Below are 14,574 nucleotides of genomic sequence, written 5' to 3' on the forward strand. Positions count from 1 at the left end.
CTCCCTCTCATAAAAAAAGGCAGCCAAATCTCTGGCCGCCAATGCAATTTATTTAGAAATATAACTCATATCTGCTGAAGGATCAGTAATATCTACACCTACCCACTTTTCATAAATTTTACTCAATTCACCATTTTTTTTCATTTCAATAATAACATCAGAAACTTCTTTTCCTAATTTATCCATCTCCTTGTCACCTTTTCTATATAAGAATGCTGTATCAGTGATATCTTCAGATTTGCCTACAAATTTTCCATCCACTACTTTATTTTGAATCAATGCTATATTGGTTCCTGCTCCTTCAAAGAACCCAACTACGTCACCATTATTTAGTGCTGCAGCGGCGGTGTCTTTATCTTCAAAAATGACTGGTTCGATGTTAATTTTCTTTTCCTCAATGTACCGTTCTAAGAACTCCCTAGCGTTACTTGTGGCAGTAACCGCAACTTTTTTTCCACCACAATCTTCTAAACCAGAAATATCTTTAGTCTTATTCAAAACAAGTAATTTCATAAAACCATGAGCATAAGGTTCAGTAAAATTATACTTTTCCTTTCTTGTTGGATTAATAGCCAAGTAGCTAGATAAAAAATCTACTTCCTTATTATCGATTTTACCAAACAATACATCAAATCCAGCGGGATCAAATTCAATATTCTTATCTAGTTTCTTTCCAATGTAATTCCAAATATCTACTTCTGCTCCAACAACTTTATCATTTTTCATATATGAAAATGGAGGAACGTTATTGTTTATAGCGACTTTAATTGTTTGCGGATCCTTTTTTTCAGTTGAATCAGACTCCTTCGAATCTTTTTTTTGGCAACCTGATAATACAAATACTATTGTAAAAGCTACGATAATTGTAGTTACTATTTTTTTATAATTTTTCATTCTAAATCCCCCATTAATCTGCTTGTTTTAAAAATTCTTTAATACGTGGATTATCTGATCTATTAAATATTTCTTCAGGGCTACCAGATTCAATAAACGAACCATTTTCCATCACAAATATTCTATCAGATACCTGTCTCGCGAAATTCATTTCATGCGTTACAATCAACATTGTATACCCTTTGTCGCGCTGTTCTTTAATCAGCTCTAATATTCCTTGAATTGATTCCGGATCTAGCGAGGATGTAGGTTCATCAAACAGCATTATTTTAGGTTCAATTGCTGCTGCTCGAGCTATTCCAACTCTTTGTTGTTGTCCCCCGGACAACTGCTTCGGAAACGAATTAATTTTCTCTTGCATTCCCACGCTTTTTAATGCCTTCAAAGAAATATCATATGCAACTTCTTTTTGTAGATTTTTTACAGTAATTAAAGGCTCCATGACATTTTCAATAGCTGTCTTATTTTTGAATAGATTATATTGTTGAAAAACCATAGAAGTTTTTCTGCGAACCATTAAAGTTTGTTTCTTAGAGATGCCTGGAACTGATACTGATAAATTGTCAATATCCATTTCAAGGCTATCGGGTGTCTCTAGCAGGTTTATACACCTTAAAAAAGTTGATTTACCTGCACCAGAGGGGCCTATAATAGAAATCGTTTCACCCTCATTAATTCTCATAGATAAATTCTTTAGAATAGTTCTTTCGCCAAATTTTTTGCTAAGGTTTCTTAATTCAATCATAGTTGTGCTCCTTAACTTTTCGATAACTTTCGCTCTATTAATTTTTGAATTTGCTCAAAAATTAATATGATTCCCCAGTAGATTAGCATAGCTACTAAATAGGCCTCAAACCAATTTCCCGTTAATGAAGCTTCAACTTTCGCTTTGGATAAAATATCTATCACACCGATTGTAAATCCCATAGAAGCTCCTTTAAAAAGCATCACAAAGTTATTCCCAATAGATGGTAAAGCTATTTTAAAAGCCTGAGGCAAAATTATTCTTCTCATTGTTTGTAAATATGTCAATCCCATAGCAAATGAGGCCTCAAATTGTCCTATATCTACCGCCTCAATAGCAGCTCGAAAATTCTCAGCCATAAAAGCTGTGGTATTTAACATCAATGCCATTATCAAAACCCAAGTTGGCGATAGTCCTTGAAAGATTGGTATTATTTGTCTCAACCCAAAATATAAAAAGAAAAGTTGCGCAATAAAAGGAGTAGCTCTGAAAAATGAAATAAAAACACCTAAGATTTTGCTCAGTATAGGTACATCGAAAAAACGAATCAAAGATATAATAGTTGAAAAAACAACCGTTATCAAAAAAGCTACTATTGATACATAAAGTGTTACATAAATACCCGAAAAAGCTATCGGGATTGTTTTCAAAAAAAATGTCCAATCAATATTTTGCATATTATTTACCATACTTTTTATTTAGTAGTTTGAACGCACAGTATGTCTAAAAAGGTAGTTTACTAATGGTACTCTCTCGTCTTTTCTCACTAGTCTAATAGTGAGATACTTCACTATTGGTTTCATAAAACAACGAAACTTGGTCTTAGCAACTCTAAGAATAGATTTTACTCAACATCATGTCAGAAATTTGTTCATAGTCTCGCCTCCAAACGCCCATACCAAAAAGATCATACCAACGGAATTATACCTTTTAGATAAAACGATTACAACACCATTAAAATTTGAATATCAACAAACAGTTAAATTACTGTAAATCTAATCCCTTTAGTCCTTATCTTGTATACCAATTCCTCTCCTCATCCTTGCCAATCCTTTGCGCATATCTTCCGCCATAATTTTCATACTACGAAACATGTACATGTCATACCAAAATCGGATATTGTCGTATTCTGACTGCTTCATATACTTAGGCTTGAACATCGGGAACATGAGCGGATGGTTTAATAGCTCGCTGAAACTGTTAAATCGGAAATCTTCATCGATCTTTCTTGCTTGATCAATGGCACGATTGAACCAATACCACCCATCGTTTTTAGAACGTTGCTGACTCCGATAAACTAGATCGTGGCATTTACAGCACTTCCATTCTTTACGCACCTTGTATAAGTCTCTACGCCGCTGCTGACACTCCGGACAGACAAAGAACGGAACAACACCTATGCCTAGATTGCTTGCCACATATTCGATAGTGAACATTTTTCCGAAAAGGAACACGTCGGATTCTAGCAGTTCCCCTACTTTAGTGGCTTCTTTTATATTCAATTTTGGGTATTGCGTGATAGTTCGTTCATTCATTTCTACTCACTCCGATTTTCTGCCTAAATCCCTAGAGGAAAACTGCACGTTGCGTTCTGCGTTACACGGACTAATACTTATTGCACCAGTAATCCTGTACACTTTTTTTGTGTGCTCCGTTGCAACCTTTTTTACGATCAGTTTCACTTTACCATAACTTGGAATTCTATCGCTTCTTTATACTGGGTATTATCGATGTATACTTTATCCATTTTCATCTACTCCTTTATTCGATGTTTATTGACTATCGCCCCAAGTTGCGCCGCATTGATTTTATTTCCTCGGGCTACGTACTCTAAAAATTTCTTTCGCTTCTTTTCATAGACACTCCAATGCATATTCTTAGGCTTATTAGGGAATAAGATATGCGGAGATGAACACAAATAAGAAAATCCATCCTCCCAATAATCCGAATCCAATTCCCGAGCGATCGCTTGAGCTTTGTCATACCACGTCCAAAAATCGCCTTTTGTTTCTTGCTGGCTACGATAAACCAAATTTGCACATTTTCGGCATTTCCAAATTGCATAAGCTCCACCATGAAGAAATAACTTAGTGGTTCGCCCTTCACAAATCGGACAACCAAACCAGTAGCGCTTATTACCATAGTTGCAAGGAGTCGTCTCTATAAGAATTCTACGGCCGCCTAAAAACATGTAGTTCGTTTCCCCGTTAAGTATTACTTCGACTTCTTCTTGATGGAGTATTTCTTTCTCTCCGCCACGCGTTCGGCTCCTAGTAAAAGTGTATGGAAATCTCACCGTTTTATCGATCTTCAGTAATTCTTTAAACTGCTTGATACCAATGCTAAAATAGTTTTCTGCTGTTCGAACATTCGACATAATATTCACCACTTTTTTACCAATCTCATTGTTGCACTTGCTACCATAGATGCAGAATTTGCCTAAATCATTAGAGAAACCAATACTTATCGTACTTTTTTGCTAGTTATTCTCTTACAGCGATGTGCGCCATCCCTCTAAATCAGCCGATTCAATTTGATCTATAAGCTGGGGCATGTCTCTAACCTGCGATTTATAGGCAACTAACTGGTCGTATTTCTATTGCTTTCTCCGATGGGCTCAACAGATCCCGACGGAGAAAGCAATGTCGTCTAAACTTTTGTTTACAGGCCACTTTTATCGTGCGGACCTGCAGATGCTGACCGCAAATTTTTTGGGACTTTTTTGGACTAACCTCTCCAGATACGACTTTCTTATAAAGTTCTTCATCTTCTTTTTTAGCTCTCATAACTCGTTTCATAGTGGACTCACTTATCCCTGCAATATCAGCTAATTTTTTTCTAGTGCTATATTGTTTAACTTTTGGGTCCAAGGACCTAGAAGTTAAATCATTGCGTGTACCTTGATTTTCTTTCGCTTGATTGCGAATTTTGCCAATCAAATCATCACTTCTTAAAACAATATCTACTCGCTGAGCTTTAGATAAATTCCTTCGCTCAATAGCTGTATCCCTTACAATTTCAATTGATTCTGTTTTTATTGTGAACCTTAACAATCATTAACAATTTACTCATACCAGATTGAAACATTGGTTACGCTTTATTTATGCTAGCAATTTCTTCCATGATTCTAAATCTGCTTGCTCAATATTGCGGATCGTTTCTTCTGTAGTCATATGCTGCATTCTCAGCGGATGTAGGCCTTGTAGGCGTTCTGATTCATTGGTAGCCACAAAGATGCCGCCTTCTTTGCCACGAGTCGCTACAATCGGCACGCCTTTGCTTCTTAGTGATTGAATAACCGCATAGACTTCGCGACGGTCTAGGTCTACTAGCTTAGTGATATCCGTAATATTGATTTTGCGTTCCCCACCAATGGGGAGTAATTCAGCTACTGCTCTTTCGATGATGGATAATTGGTTCATGTTAACAATCCTCCTCATATTCATACCAGATTGAAATAGTGATTTTTGTTTCTGAATTATTTAATAATGTTTCTGACTGCAGAACATGTTTTACATCAGCTACACAATAGTCCAGAAACTCGTTTACAATATTCGTTAAAATTTCTTTATTACAATCAGAAAATATTTTTACTTTCATTGTTACACCTCTCTTTTTTTATTCGGCGTTCCAAGTGTTCCATTGTGTGCCATGCCGTTCCATGCTATAAACGTTGATATGAAGCCAATGTTCCAATGTTCCATGTTTTTCACTATATCCTTTATATATTTACTTTTTTCTTCTTTTTTTATTTCATCCTTAAAGAAATAGAAGATTTATGGAACTTTTGGAACAAGCGCGGTATATCAATGTTTTTTATGGAACGCTGATGGAACACCTTGGAACTTTTGGAACACTACTCAGAATTAAAATCAAATTGTGCAATATAAGAAATGGTGAGCCTTAACCCTTGATAACGCCACTGACTGCTACCGCCATCAGAAAACCCCTGACGACTTTTTATTTTAGGAACTCCTATCGATTCTAAATAATCACGCATCGCTTGCGGATTTTTTACTCGATAACCGTTATCTCTACAAAATTGGGTATACTCTTTTTGAACAGTTGTCGCAATTTCACCTCTTGGATCGCTTAAATCTATTTCTGTTGATTCAATGACAAATTCGGCAATATGGTCATTATCCAAAAGCCACTTACTTTTTTCCCTTTCCATACTTTCAGATTTAGTGAATTGTGCTTTTTTGCCATCGAATATTTTTCTAAACTCTTGAATGCACGCATAAACGAATGCTGCTGATTCCTCTTCTACCTTGTCCATATCATGCTGTTGCCAAAAAGTCGCACCCTCTATACGCTGATTGCCGTTAATGAATGGCACAACTGCCAAGCGGTCAGAAAACCCCTCTGATTGATCCCGAAACTTTGGCAATTTGTTTGCACTAAAAATCATTTTGGCATAACTCAAAATCTGAAACCCTTGGATGCCTTTAAATTGCGCATAGACTCGGTCATTTCCGGTCAGTCGTTTGATAATACTTGAATCCTCAATATAATCATCTTTAATATCTGCGCTGATATTTGCCGACTTCCCTAACAATTCGACGACTTGAAAACGATCATTTGATAAATCCTGCGGCGTCACAACGGAATAGTTATCATTTCCTAGAATGTGATTCATAATATAGCCAATGAAAGTACTTTTCCCTTCCCCACCTTTTCCTTTTAAGAAGAGCATTTCTTGCGCGGGCGCATGACTTCGATAAAAGATATAACCGATATACTGCATAAGAAACAATGCGTTTTCACCCACTAAGCCTCTAAATAGTGCAATGGTTTTCGGTGTGGCTCGTTTGCTCATATCCAAATCGTAGTTATAAGCGTTCAAAATATAATCGTTCGGGTCATTTGGCCGCATCGTATCATTTAAAATGTTGTAAGTACCATTTTTGAAAACAACTAACTCAGGCTTGCTTGTTTCAAAAGGCGTAGAATCGGGATAATTTTTATTATAAGTTTTCTGCCAAACATAGGTACGTGTTGATGGGATGTATTTTTGATTATAAAAACCCCATGCTTGTAACGTCTCAAGTGTTTCTTTCTCAGCAAAAGTTTTCATTTCATTTTTCCCAAAATACCGCCAATAACCACGGCTGGAATCGTAAACCGCTCCCTCTAACAGCTTAGGAAATCGTACAAGATGATACTTCTTGATTAATTCATCACCCATTTTTTCATGATCGAAACTATCATAATAACTAAGCTCCTTGTCGCCTACTTCCGCAACACACCAATACCAATCTGGTGTTTTTTCGTTAATTTCTTCAACTGCTTTTACTAAAAAGTCTCCACCAGCTTCAATTCCCATCGTATGGGCTTGTTCCAAAATTTCTTTCATTTTTATTCCAATATGAAATGGCTCCAACTCTCCTTTAGTCACTCCACGCTGCTCTAATTGTATTTTGTCTAATTCTTCCAAATCCAATTGGCGTTCACTCCCTCATGCCTAAAATCGTTTTACAAACACTTGTTACGGTGTCTTTTACTTCTTTTTCTGATAGTGGCGGCTGAAAATACATATTTGCTGTTAACGCCACCTCAAGCATGAGTGATGGTTTCACCCCCTGGCGAACAAACTTTTTTGTTAAAAATGCGATACGGTTGTTCCGACCACCTTCATCACAGCCGCCGTACACTTCAGCAAACATATTATTTAAATAAGAAGCGCGACCACCCATGTAATTGTTTGCACGTTGTTGATTCCGCCGAACCGTAGTTTTATTGTTTCTCTCCCACGCCTTAGCACTTGCCAAACCGTCTGCTGTTGGGAATCGCTGTTTCCCTTTAAAAACAGTAATCAGGCTCTCTCTCGGGTTGTACTGCGTCACAATCGGTAATAGCATAAGCTGACTCCACGTTTCATTACTAGCATCCGGCTTCTTAATAATGTCTGCTAATATCTTATGTGTCACAAAACGGATAAGTAGTTTATAATCCTGTTCTTCCACTGGTTCAGTTATTGGCAATACTAACCGATAACGCACGCCTTTCACTCCATTACTGACCGATGGATAGAGCACATAATCAACTTCATAAAAGATGTTGTGTATCTTCTGTTTTAAGTCGTTTTCTGTGATGTCGCCTATATCGTCAAGATCAAGAATAAGTGCATCACGTCGGATAAGATTCTTATTCGTGCGTTTAAGCTCACTCATTTCACCACTAATGAAACCTAGTGCCGAATATTTCTTGTATGCGATCATTTGTTCTTTATCATCAGTGACTTTCACCGTTTGCGGTTTGTACTTGCTAAAAAAGTCCAGCAAAGGTAGTTTTAATGGCTCTTTCAAATCCGAAGGCGATGCGTTTCCTATATAAATCACTCGGACACCTCCATTGATTCGATTTGTTCAGCAATCTTGATTAAAGTAATACGTACAGTATCCTTAATTTGTTTGTCCGCTTCTTCGCGCAAACAATTTGCTATTTCTTTACGTTCTTCCTGATTTGCCGTCATCGCTTGTGCGTATAGCTCTTTAATTGATTCTGCACATTCTTCGCCGGAATATTCAGCTAACGACATAACATGTTCATTTTGTTGTTTTTTCATGCTACAACCTCCAACGATTCTAAATTTTCAGCAACTACAATCGTGTTACCTGATTCGTTGCCACATAGATAAATGTCTGTTTGAAGCTCTAGCAATATTTTTACAAGTGATCCTGGTGCAAGATATTTTGATTTCTTTACTTTACAAACATCGCCGGCTTTAAACATTTGCAGTCACCGTCTCTTTACATGAAGAAATTTGTTTCTCATATTTTTGAATAGTAACAAGTTCTTTTTCTGTATAGGTGATGCGATTGTTTTGCTTTAACTCACTCAATATCCTTGTACCGACTTCTAAAGCAAGCATAATATCTACTTCATGCCAATCTATCCCCTGATCCAAACAGACTCGTTGAATGACAGCTTGAGTCAAGCCACTATGAGCCATTCTATTGTGTAGAAAGAAATCGTTCAGATTATTGTTATAGGGAGTCCCTACATCTAAAATATGCATCACTCAGCACCTCCAGCAGATTGTTTGTGATCACGGTTATAGGCCCATTCGTCGTATCCAAAGAACAGATAGACTGCTAAACCAGTAAAAATAAATAATTTTGCTATCAACGGTAACAAGCTGAGAATCCAGCCGATTAAAATACTTCCTATTACTAAATTAGTTCTTTTTTTCATAGTAATTTCCTCCAATAAATAGATGTGCTATAATTGAAGGACAAAAGAATACAGGCTATTTGCCTACGTTAATTGCCTTTATCACACTGCTTTGGACGGCGATTGGTGATATTGGCTTTTTTCTTTTGTCCTGCATCATAATCATTGCTCCTGTTCCATTTGTGCTAACAAGTGCTTAAAGCCTTCTACGGTATCTCTATCAACATCTAGCTTGCCTTCATCGCATCGCTGGATAATATCCGCCATGACTTCTTTTGGGATTGCTACTTGTCCATTAACAAACTGGAACATTGAATCATCATAAGGCGTGTACAACGGATGATAAACACCTTTAATTTCTGCAATACTTCCGTGCGGATTATCGTAGTTTCTGAAATTGAAATACGTGTTGATCTGATTGAAGATGTCAACGTCACAATTGTTCGCATCAAGAATCGCTTGAATATCTGCAATCACATCTTGAGACACATACCAAATACCATCTTGTTGCGTAAACTCTTTGACTGGATACCCTTTGAATATCGGATACGCTTGCTTAAATTCTTTCAAGGTGCGATGTTGCTGCTTGTATTCTGTGACAATCCCTTGCTCCAATGCCTTCTTAGTCGGCTCGCCTGTTTGTGTCAGCATTCCTTCTTGAACCATCATTTGATACACTTCTGCTTTAGATACCTTAATTCCCTGTTGTGTAATAAATTGATACGATTGTTCCACCAACGGCGGATAAATAATTTCCATCGGTACATTCCTCCTATTTTTGCATTTAGTGCAAAATCTATTCGTGCATTTGGTGCACAATTCAATTCGTCCATTTTTTTGGACAATTACAATTCGTTCGTTTTATGAACGATTAACTTTAGTGACTAACGATTGACTTAGTGACATTTCAACTTATGTGCTCTCGATTTAAGGAGTGTTCCTTCGCCCCACGCTAGGAATTATTTTGCATTGTCTCTTAAAAATCGATCAGCTTCTTCTTTGCTGATGCGTTCGTATCCATCAACCAAAATTACTTTAATTAAGCCACTGTTAATGAGCTTTTTAAGCGTGTTGTAACTCGTTGACAGATATTTAGCCGCCTGCGTGTAATTCATCGCTACAGGCTGTTCTAGCTTCTTCTTATACTCATCAATAAAAATAATCGCCTGTTGCTTGCCTTCTTCTGCAGCGGCTTCTTTGACCATCTCTAAGATGGCTGGTGATAAATCTAGTTCATCAATACTTAATTTCATACGATCACCCGCCTAATGAGCCTTCTCAGGTATTTTGAGTGTCGTCTGATAGATAACTACCCCAACATTTAGAATCAGCTTAATATCATCATATGAGCGACCTAACAAGATTAGACCTGTTGTTAACTCCTCGATCTGATTGACTGCCGCCTGTTCTTTAGTAGTGAGAAAATCTAGCGGTGTAGCTTTTGGTTTTGCTCCTCTTGCCTCACGTAACTGTTTAGCATTGAAGCCTAACGCCTTTTTGTAGACTAAATCAGTGAAGTGTTTGTAAAAATGAACGCTGAACCCTGCCTGCTTGATTGCATCAGTTAATTTGATCCGTTTAATCTTGCCGTTTGATCGTTCCAAACGTCTAGCGTTCAACTCAAATTCCATTGCGAAGAATTGTTTAACTAACTCTTTTTTAAACAATCGAACTGGCTCTGTGTTATCAAGGTAAGTTATCAGCAAAGTTGCTTGCTGCTGATTGAGATGGAATACTTTTGCTTTTTGACCGCTTGGCATAGGTCGGATTTCAAATCCGAGCTTCCCAAACTCTTTTAGATCATCTTGATAGTTTCTAATTAGCCGTGTGACGCTATCACGACTATTTCCGGAAAACTCCGCTATGACCTCATCAGTAGTGAATGGTTCACAATTCAAGTCTTCCGATTCAATAAATACTAATTCCTGCATCACTTAGCCCTCCTTTCGTTCTGCTAACAATTCATCGATTGCTTTTTCTACACGGTGTTTCCGGTCCTTGCTCAATGGTGTTCGTAACCAAACACAAAAACGACTATCAGACAACTCAAGTTTTTCCGCCACTTCCCAATTTCGTAATCGATTCATAAAAATACGATCGCGTATTTCTTGATTGGCTTTCATTTACTCACCTCCTAAATCACCGATAACGCTCCGATTTCAATTGTAGCGTTATCGATACAATTATAATACATACAAAAACGTAGCGAGTCAACAACAATATTTCTATTAATTAGAGTAGCGTTTCAAAATCAATCTTAGTGATTCGATAACGCTTCACAAAACAACAACAACAATGTATAATGATAGAAAAAAAAGGAAAAGAGATAGCAGAAATGATTTTAATAAAATTAGAAGACTTGCTAAAAGAATATAATTTAAATATTAGTGAAGTAAGTGATGCTACTGGTATTGCAAGGAGCACCTTAACCCCTTTAGTGAATAATCCTGAAACTGTAAAAGGGTTAAAAATCGAAACAATAGATACTTTATGCGATTTTTTTGGTATATCTTTGGACGAACTGCTAGAGTTTAAACAGGAAAAATCAAAATATTTCATTCAAACTTATTGGTATAACGATGACTTTAATAAATACACGTTTCTATTTGGTAAGAAAATTGGTAGCAAGATACGTTACTCGCTACTTCAAATCAATATCACAGGCTTCTCTTTTGATAACAGATATGATAAAGGAGCTATGGCGATAGCAGAGACAACTTTTTTCACAAAAGAGAAAACAGAAGAATTTTTAGAATCAGTAGATGACCCTCCTGAATTTACGAGTTTTCCAGATAAAAACATCTTTGAAAGTGACACTTCTAAACAACCTGATAAGAACATAAAAATTATTACAAAAATAATTTTTGATTTGATCAAAGACAAAATAATACAAATTGAACTTTTCAAAAAGGCATCAGTGGCTTACTTTAAGATATTATGGGAAATCAATCAAAAGCATTCAAAAAGAAAGCTTGAATTCATATACGATATTTCAACTTCTGAGGTATCGGAATACGAAGATAAAATAATTAATCCTAGTGAATTAAACCGACACTGATTTCCAAAATACTTACTCACTTTCTGTGTTGAGATATAGCTGCACCCTCCATACATACCCATCGCCCCACGTTAGGTACTGGGAGGAAAACACAATGGCAACACAGATAAAAAAATACACAAAAAAAGACGGTTCAACCGCCTATATGTTCAAAAAATATCTAGGGGTTGACCCGTTAACTGGAAAACAGAAAGAAACGACACGTCGAGGTTTTTCATCAATCAAAGAAGCTAAATTAGCTTTATTAAGACTAGATGTTGAAATTGCTGAGGGTGGAATCAACAAGCGCCCCACAAATCGAAGTTATCAAGAGGTATTTGATGATTGGTTTGAATTAGTGTACAAGCACAAGGTCAAAGAAAGCACGTACTGGAACACTCGTATAGCTTTTGATAAGCATGTTCTACCAGCTTTTGGGAGCTATAAGATAAAAAAAATCTCAGTCACTGCTTGTCAAAAACAAGCGAACCAATGGGCGGCTGAGCAGCCTAATAGATACCAACGGTACATTAATTATGCTGGTATGATTTTCAAGTATGCCGTTTCAATTGATGAGATCAAAACAAACCCCATTGAAAGAATTGAAATACCATCAGTCAGTAGCAACGCAACCGATATTGAAGAAGAAAATTTTTACGATAGAGATGAGCTGCTCGATTTTTTGGAAAAGATGAAAGATAATTTCCCAGCAAAACGTTATACCCTGTTCTCTGTACTCGCATATACTGGATTACGTAAAGGTGAAGCCTTGGCATTAACTTGGCGTGATATTAACTTTAGTAATCAAACAATCACTATTGATAAAACCCTTGCTACTGGTAAAAATGGTACTTTATTGATTCAACAACCTAAAACAAAGGCAAGTAATCGAACCATTAGTTTAGATAGCTCAACGATAGAGTTACTAAAGTTTTGGCGTATCAAACAAAAAGAGGAATTAAGGAAGCTAAACATTATGCCATCAGTCAATCAGCTTGTTTTCTCAAAAATTGAGGATAATGGATATATCTACCCTAGAACGCCTCAAACATGGTTGAAAACCTTCTATAATCATCATAAAGGACTGAAACGGATAACGCCGCATGGGTTTAGACATACGCACTGTAGTTTATTGTTTGAAGCTGGTGCAAGCATGAAGCAAGTACAAGCTAGATTAGGTCACAGTAACATCAAAACAACGATGAACGTATATGCCCATGTAACAAAAGAAGGCAAAGAAGAAACTGCCGATATTTTCGGAAATTATATGAAGAATGGTAAAAATCTGGGTCAATCTCTGGGTCAAAAGAAAAACCCCGCTCAATAAAGGCGGGGTTAACGTTGATTTATCAACGTTTATAAGCTTATTTAGCTAATGAATCTTTTGCTTGGTCAGCTAGTGAAGTGAACGCAGCTGCATCGTTAACTGCTAAATCAGCTAACATTTTGCGGTTGATTTCGATACCGGCAACTTTAAGACCATGCATTAATTTTGAGTAGCTCAAGCCGTTCATACGAGCTGCAGCGTTGATACGTGCAATCCATAATTTGCGGAAGTCGCGTTTCTTTTGACGACGATCGCGATATGCGTAGTTGTATGAATTCATTACTTGTTCTTTAGCTGTTTTAAATAGAGTGTGTTTAGAACCGTAGTAACCTTTAGCTAGTTTTAATGTCTTTTTACGACGCTTACGAGTTACTGTTCCACCTTTAACACGTGCCATGTTTAATTCCTCCTAATAAATAGATCATTGAATTTTTTAAGTTGTAAAGCGGGTTGCGCAATTATTTCATGCGTGCCAATTGTTGGCGGATACGTTTGTAATCGCCCTTAGATACCATAGACGCTTTACGTAATTGACGACGTTGTTTTTTCGTTTTTCCGTGGAAGCGGTGACTTGTGAACGCGCGGAAACGTTTCAAACCGCCGTTACCAGTGCGTTTTACGCGTTTTGCTAAACCGCGATGTGTTTTTTGTTTTGGCATGACTAAATTTCCTCCTACTTTTCATTTCGCACACTCTTCAACTAAGGCTAAAGAGCATTCTCAAAATTATTGTTAGTCCTTTTTCTCTTTCGGCGTAAGCACTAAGAACATGCTACGTCCGTCCATCTTCGGTTTTTGTTCTACTGTCGCAATGTCTTCTGTTTCATCAGCCAAGCGAGTAAGAACTTTCTGACCAATCTCTTTATGGGTAATGGCACGGCCCTTGAAACGGATCGAAGCTTTCACTTTGTCCCCTTTTTCTAGGAATTTACGTGCGTTCCGAAGTTTTGTATTAAAGTCGTTTACATCGATTGTCGGACTTAAACGAACTTCTTTAATGTTGATCACTTTTTGTTTTTTACGAGCTTCACGATTCTTCTTTTGCATTTCGAAACGATATTTCCCGTAATCCATAATACGCGCTACCGGTGGTTTTGCGCCTGGAGCCACAAGTACAACATCAAGATTTGCTTGTTCAGCGATTCTTAATGCTTCTGCTTTCGACTTCACACCTAGTTGTTCGCCATCTTGGCCGATCAAACGCACTTCATGAGCACGAATGCCGTCGTTAACCATCATATCCTTTGCTATGGTCATTCACCTCCAAATTTTTTGAGAGAAAAAAAGCGAATAAAAAAACGAGTTCTTTACGAACCCGCACGTAGTATGACTATCCAAAAGATCAGTCATTAACTATCTAGCCCAGCGAGATGTTCGCGTAAGGCGAGAAGCGGGT

21 protein-coding genes and 1 other annotated feature (1 of these 22 only partly in view) are annotated in these 14,574 nt (G+C 37.2%); of the genes, 2 read left to right on the forward strand and 19 right to left on the reverse strand.

The window, feature by feature from the left end; genetic code table 11:
• Positions 1-48: 48 nt before the first annotated feature.
• The 16 genes from I585_RS07985 to I585_RS08055 all read right to left on the reverse strand — a co-directional run bounded on the left by I585_RS07985 (position 49) and on the right by I585_RS08055 (position 10,938).
• A complete protein-coding gene (locus I585_RS07985) occupies positions 49-894 on the reverse strand; it encodes a transporter substrate-binding domain-containing protein (protein ID WP_010742889.1) in 846 nt (281 codons plus the stop codon).
• A 13-nt stretch (positions 895-907) separates the two neighbouring features.
• Complete coding sequence (locus I585_RS07990; protein WP_010742888.1) at positions 908-1,639, reverse strand: amino acid ABC transporter ATP-binding protein; 732 nt, start codon at positions 1,637-1,639, stop codon at positions 908-910.
• 11 nt (positions 1,640-1,650) lie between these two features.
• Positions 1,651-2,316 carry an amino acid ABC transporter permease gene (locus tag I585_RS07995; protein ID WP_010742887.1) on the reverse strand — a complete coding sequence of 222 codons (666 nt, stop codon included), beginning with the start codon at positions 2,314-2,316 and terminating at the stop codon, positions 1,651-1,653.
• A 327-nt stretch (positions 2,317-2,643) separates the two neighbouring features.
• Positions 2,644-3,174 carry a hypothetical protein gene (locus I585_RS08000; protein ID WP_010742886.1) on the reverse strand — a complete coding sequence of 177 codons (531 nt, stop codon included), beginning with the start codon at positions 3,172-3,174 and terminating at the stop codon, positions 2,644-2,646.
• Positions 3,175-3,392: 218 nt separating this feature from the next.
• Positions 3,393-4,016 (reverse strand): hypothetical protein, encoded by a 624-nt coding sequence (locus tag I585_RS08005; protein WP_227131755.1) that lies wholly within the window; start codon positions 4,014-4,016, stop codon positions 3,393-3,395.
• A 193-nt stretch (positions 4,017-4,209) separates the two neighbouring features.
• The gene (locus I585_RS08010; RefSeq protein ID WP_028020534.1) at positions 4,210-4,692 is read right to left on the reverse strand and encodes a hypothetical protein; all 483 of its coding nucleotides are present in this window, start codon (positions 4,690-4,692) and stop codon (positions 4,210-4,212) included.
• Positions 4,693-4,740: 48 nt separating this feature from the next.
• A complete protein-coding gene (locus I585_RS08015; RefSeq protein WP_010742884.1) occupies positions 4,741-5,061 on the reverse strand; it encodes an HTH domain-containing protein in 321 nt (106 codons plus the stop codon).
• Between the two features lie 434 nt (positions 5,062-5,495).
• The gene (locus I585_RS08020; RefSeq protein WP_010742882.1) at positions 5,496-7,082 is read right to left on the reverse strand and encodes a DNA primase family protein; all 1,587 of its coding nucleotides are present in this window, start codon (positions 7,080-7,082) and stop codon (positions 5,496-5,498) included.
• A gap of 7 nt (positions 7,083-7,089) precedes the next feature.
• Positions 7,090-7,980: a primase alpha helix C-terminal domain-containing protein gene (locus tag I585_RS08025; RefSeq protein ID WP_010742881.1), complete on the reverse strand. Its 891-nt coding sequence runs from the start codon at positions 7,978-7,980 to the stop codon at positions 7,090-7,092.
• Complete coding sequence (locus tag I585_RS08030) at positions 7,977-8,207, reverse strand: hypothetical protein (RefSeq protein ID WP_010742880.1); 231 nt, start codon at positions 8,205-8,207, stop codon at positions 7,977-7,979. The genes I585_RS08025 and I585_RS08030 overlap by 4 nt, the downstream gene beginning before the upstream one ends.
• 159 nt (positions 8,208-8,366) lie before the next feature.
• The gene (locus tag I585_RS08035; RefSeq protein ID WP_010742878.1) at positions 8,367-8,660 is read right to left on the reverse strand and encodes a hypothetical protein; all 294 of its coding nucleotides are present in this window, start codon (positions 8,658-8,660) and stop codon (positions 8,367-8,369) included.
• Positions 8,660-8,836: a hypothetical protein gene (locus I585_RS23360; RefSeq protein WP_010742877.1), complete on the reverse strand. Its 177-nt coding sequence runs from the start codon at positions 8,834-8,836 to the stop codon at positions 8,660-8,662. Before I585_RS23360 ends, I585_RS08035 begins: the two co-directional genes overlap by 1 nt.
• A gap of 141 nt (positions 8,837-8,977) precedes the next feature.
• A complete protein-coding gene (locus I585_RS08040; protein WP_010742876.1) occupies positions 8,978-9,574 on the reverse strand; it encodes a hypothetical protein in 597 nt (198 codons plus the stop codon).
• Positions 9,575-9,774: 200 nt separating this feature from the next.
• Positions 9,775-10,068, reverse strand: a complete 294-nt coding sequence (locus I585_RS08045; protein WP_010742875.1) for a helix-turn-helix domain-containing protein — start codon at positions 10,066-10,068, stop codon at positions 9,775-9,777.
• Between the two features lie 12 nt (positions 10,069-10,080).
• Positions 10,081-10,746 carry a Rha family transcriptional regulator gene (locus tag I585_RS08050; RefSeq protein ID WP_010742874.1) on the reverse strand — a complete coding sequence of 222 codons (666 nt, stop codon included), beginning with the start codon at positions 10,744-10,746 and terminating at the stop codon, positions 10,081-10,083.
• A gap of 3 nt (positions 10,747-10,749) precedes the next feature.
• Entirely contained in the window at positions 10,750-10,938 is a 189-nt protein-coding gene (locus I585_RS08055) for a hypothetical protein (protein WP_010742873.1), read from the reverse strand.
• A 212-nt stretch (positions 10,939-11,150) separates the two neighbouring features.
• Here I585_RS08055 and I585_RS08060 point away from each other — a divergent pair, with 212 nt between their 5' ends.
• Both I585_RS08060 and I585_RS08065 read left to right on the forward strand, forming a co-directional pair.
• Positions 11,151-11,873 carry a helix-turn-helix domain-containing protein gene (locus I585_RS08060; RefSeq protein ID WP_010742872.1) on the forward strand — a complete coding sequence of 241 codons (723 nt, stop codon included), beginning with the start codon at positions 11,151-11,153 and terminating at the stop codon, positions 11,871-11,873.
• Between the two features lie 94 nt (positions 11,874-11,967).
• Positions 11,968-13,179 carry a site-specific integrase gene (locus I585_RS08065; protein WP_010742871.1) on the forward strand — a complete coding sequence of 404 codons (1,212 nt, stop codon included), beginning with the start codon at positions 11,968-11,970 and terminating at the stop codon, positions 13,177-13,179.
• 37 nt (positions 13,180-13,216) lie between these two features.
• Here I585_RS08065 and rplT read toward each other — a convergent pair whose 3' ends face one another.
• The 3 genes from rplT to infC all read right to left on the reverse strand — a co-directional run bounded on the left by rplT (position 13,217) and on the right by infC (position 14,435).
• Positions 13,217-13,576 carry a 50S ribosomal protein L20 gene (rplT, locus tag I585_RS08070; protein ID WP_010742870.1) on the reverse strand — a complete coding sequence of 120 codons (360 nt, stop codon included), beginning with the start codon at positions 13,574-13,576 and terminating at the stop codon, positions 13,217-13,219.
• 61 nt (positions 13,577-13,637) lie between these two features.
• Positions 13,638-13,838: a 50S ribosomal protein L35 gene (rpmI, locus tag I585_RS08075; RefSeq protein ID WP_010742869.1), complete on the reverse strand. Its 201-nt coding sequence runs from the start codon at positions 13,836-13,838 to the stop codon at positions 13,638-13,640.
• Positions 13,839-13,910: 72 nt separating this feature from the next.
• Positions 13,911-14,435: a translation initiation factor IF-3 gene (gene infC / locus I585_RS08080; protein ID WP_010742868.1), complete on the reverse strand. Its 525-nt coding sequence runs from the start codon at positions 14,433-14,435 to the stop codon at positions 13,911-13,913.
• Between the two features lie 27 nt (positions 14,436-14,462).
• Positions 14,463-14,574, reverse strand: a sequence feature (ribosomal protein L20 leader region) (it continues 16 nt past the right edge of the window).

Source organism: Enterococcus malodoratus ATCC 43197 (assembly GCF_000407185.1).
GTDB lineage: Bacteria > Bacillota > Bacilli > Lactobacillales > Enterococcaceae > Enterococcus_A > Enterococcus_A malodoratus.

Coding starts and splice junctions, on each gene's coding strand:
- I585_RS07985 (WP_010742889.1), bottom strand. CDS start 894: ATGAAAAATTATAAAAAAATAGTAACTACAATTATCGTAGCTTTTACA.
- I585_RS07990 (WP_010742888.1), bottom strand. CDS start 1,639: ATGATTGAATTAAGAAACCTTAGCAAAAAATTTGGCGAAAGAACTATT.
- I585_RS07995 (WP_010742887.1), bottom strand. CDS start 2,316: ATGCAAAATATTGATTGGACATTTTTTTTGAAAACAATCCCGATAGCT.
- I585_RS08000 (WP_010742886.1), bottom strand. CDS start 3,174: ATGAATGAACGAACTATCACGCAATACCCAAAATTGAATATAAAAGAA.
- I585_RS08005 (WP_227131755.1), bottom strand. CDS start 4,016: ATGTCGAATGTTCGAACAGCAGAAAACTATTTTAGCATTGGTATCAAG.
- I585_RS08015 (WP_010742884.1), bottom strand. CDS start 5,061: ATGAACCAATTATCCATCATCGAAAGAGCAGTAGCTGAATTACTCCCC.
- I585_RS08030 (WP_010742880.1), bottom strand. CDS start 8,207: ATGAAAAAACAACAAAATGAACATGTTATGTCGTTAGCTGAATATTCC.
- I585_RS08035 (WP_010742878.1), bottom strand. CDS start 8,660: ATGCATATTTTAGATGTAGGGACTCCCTATAACAATAATCTGAACGAT.
- I585_RS23360 (WP_010742877.1), bottom strand. CDS start 8,836: ATGAAAAAAAGAACTAATTTAGTAATAGGAAGTATTTTAATCGGCTGG.
- I585_RS08040 (WP_010742876.1), bottom strand. CDS start 9,574: ATGGAAATTATTTATCCGCCGTTGGTGGAACAATCGTATCAATTTATT.
- I585_RS08045 (WP_010742875.1), bottom strand. CDS start 10,068: ATGAAATTAAGTATTGATGAACTAGATTTATCACCAGCCATCTTAGAG.
- I585_RS08050 (WP_010742874.1), bottom strand. CDS start 10,746: ATGCAGGAATTAGTATTTATTGAATCGGAAGACTTGAATTGTGAACCA.
- I585_RS08055 (WP_010742873.1), bottom strand. CDS start 10,938: ATGAAAGCCAATCAAGAAATACGCGATCGTATTTTTATGAATCGATTA.
- I585_RS08060 (WP_010742872.1), top strand. CDS start 11,151: ATGATTTTAATAAAATTAGAAGACTTGCTAAAAGAATATAATTTAAAT.
- I585_RS08065 (WP_010742871.1), top strand. CDS start 11,968: ATGGCAACACAGATAAAAAAATACACAAAAAAAGACGGTTCAACCGCC.
- rplT (WP_010742870.1), bottom strand. CDS start 13,576: ATGGCACGTGTTAAAGGTGGAACAGTAACTCGTAAGCGTCGTAAAAAG.
- rpmI (WP_010742869.1), bottom strand. CDS start 13,838: ATGCCAAAACAAAAAACACATCGCGGTTTAGCAAAACGCGTAAAACGC.
- infC (WP_010742868.1), bottom strand. CDS start 14,435: ATGACCATAGCAAAGGATATGATGGTTAACGACGGCATTCGTGCTCAT.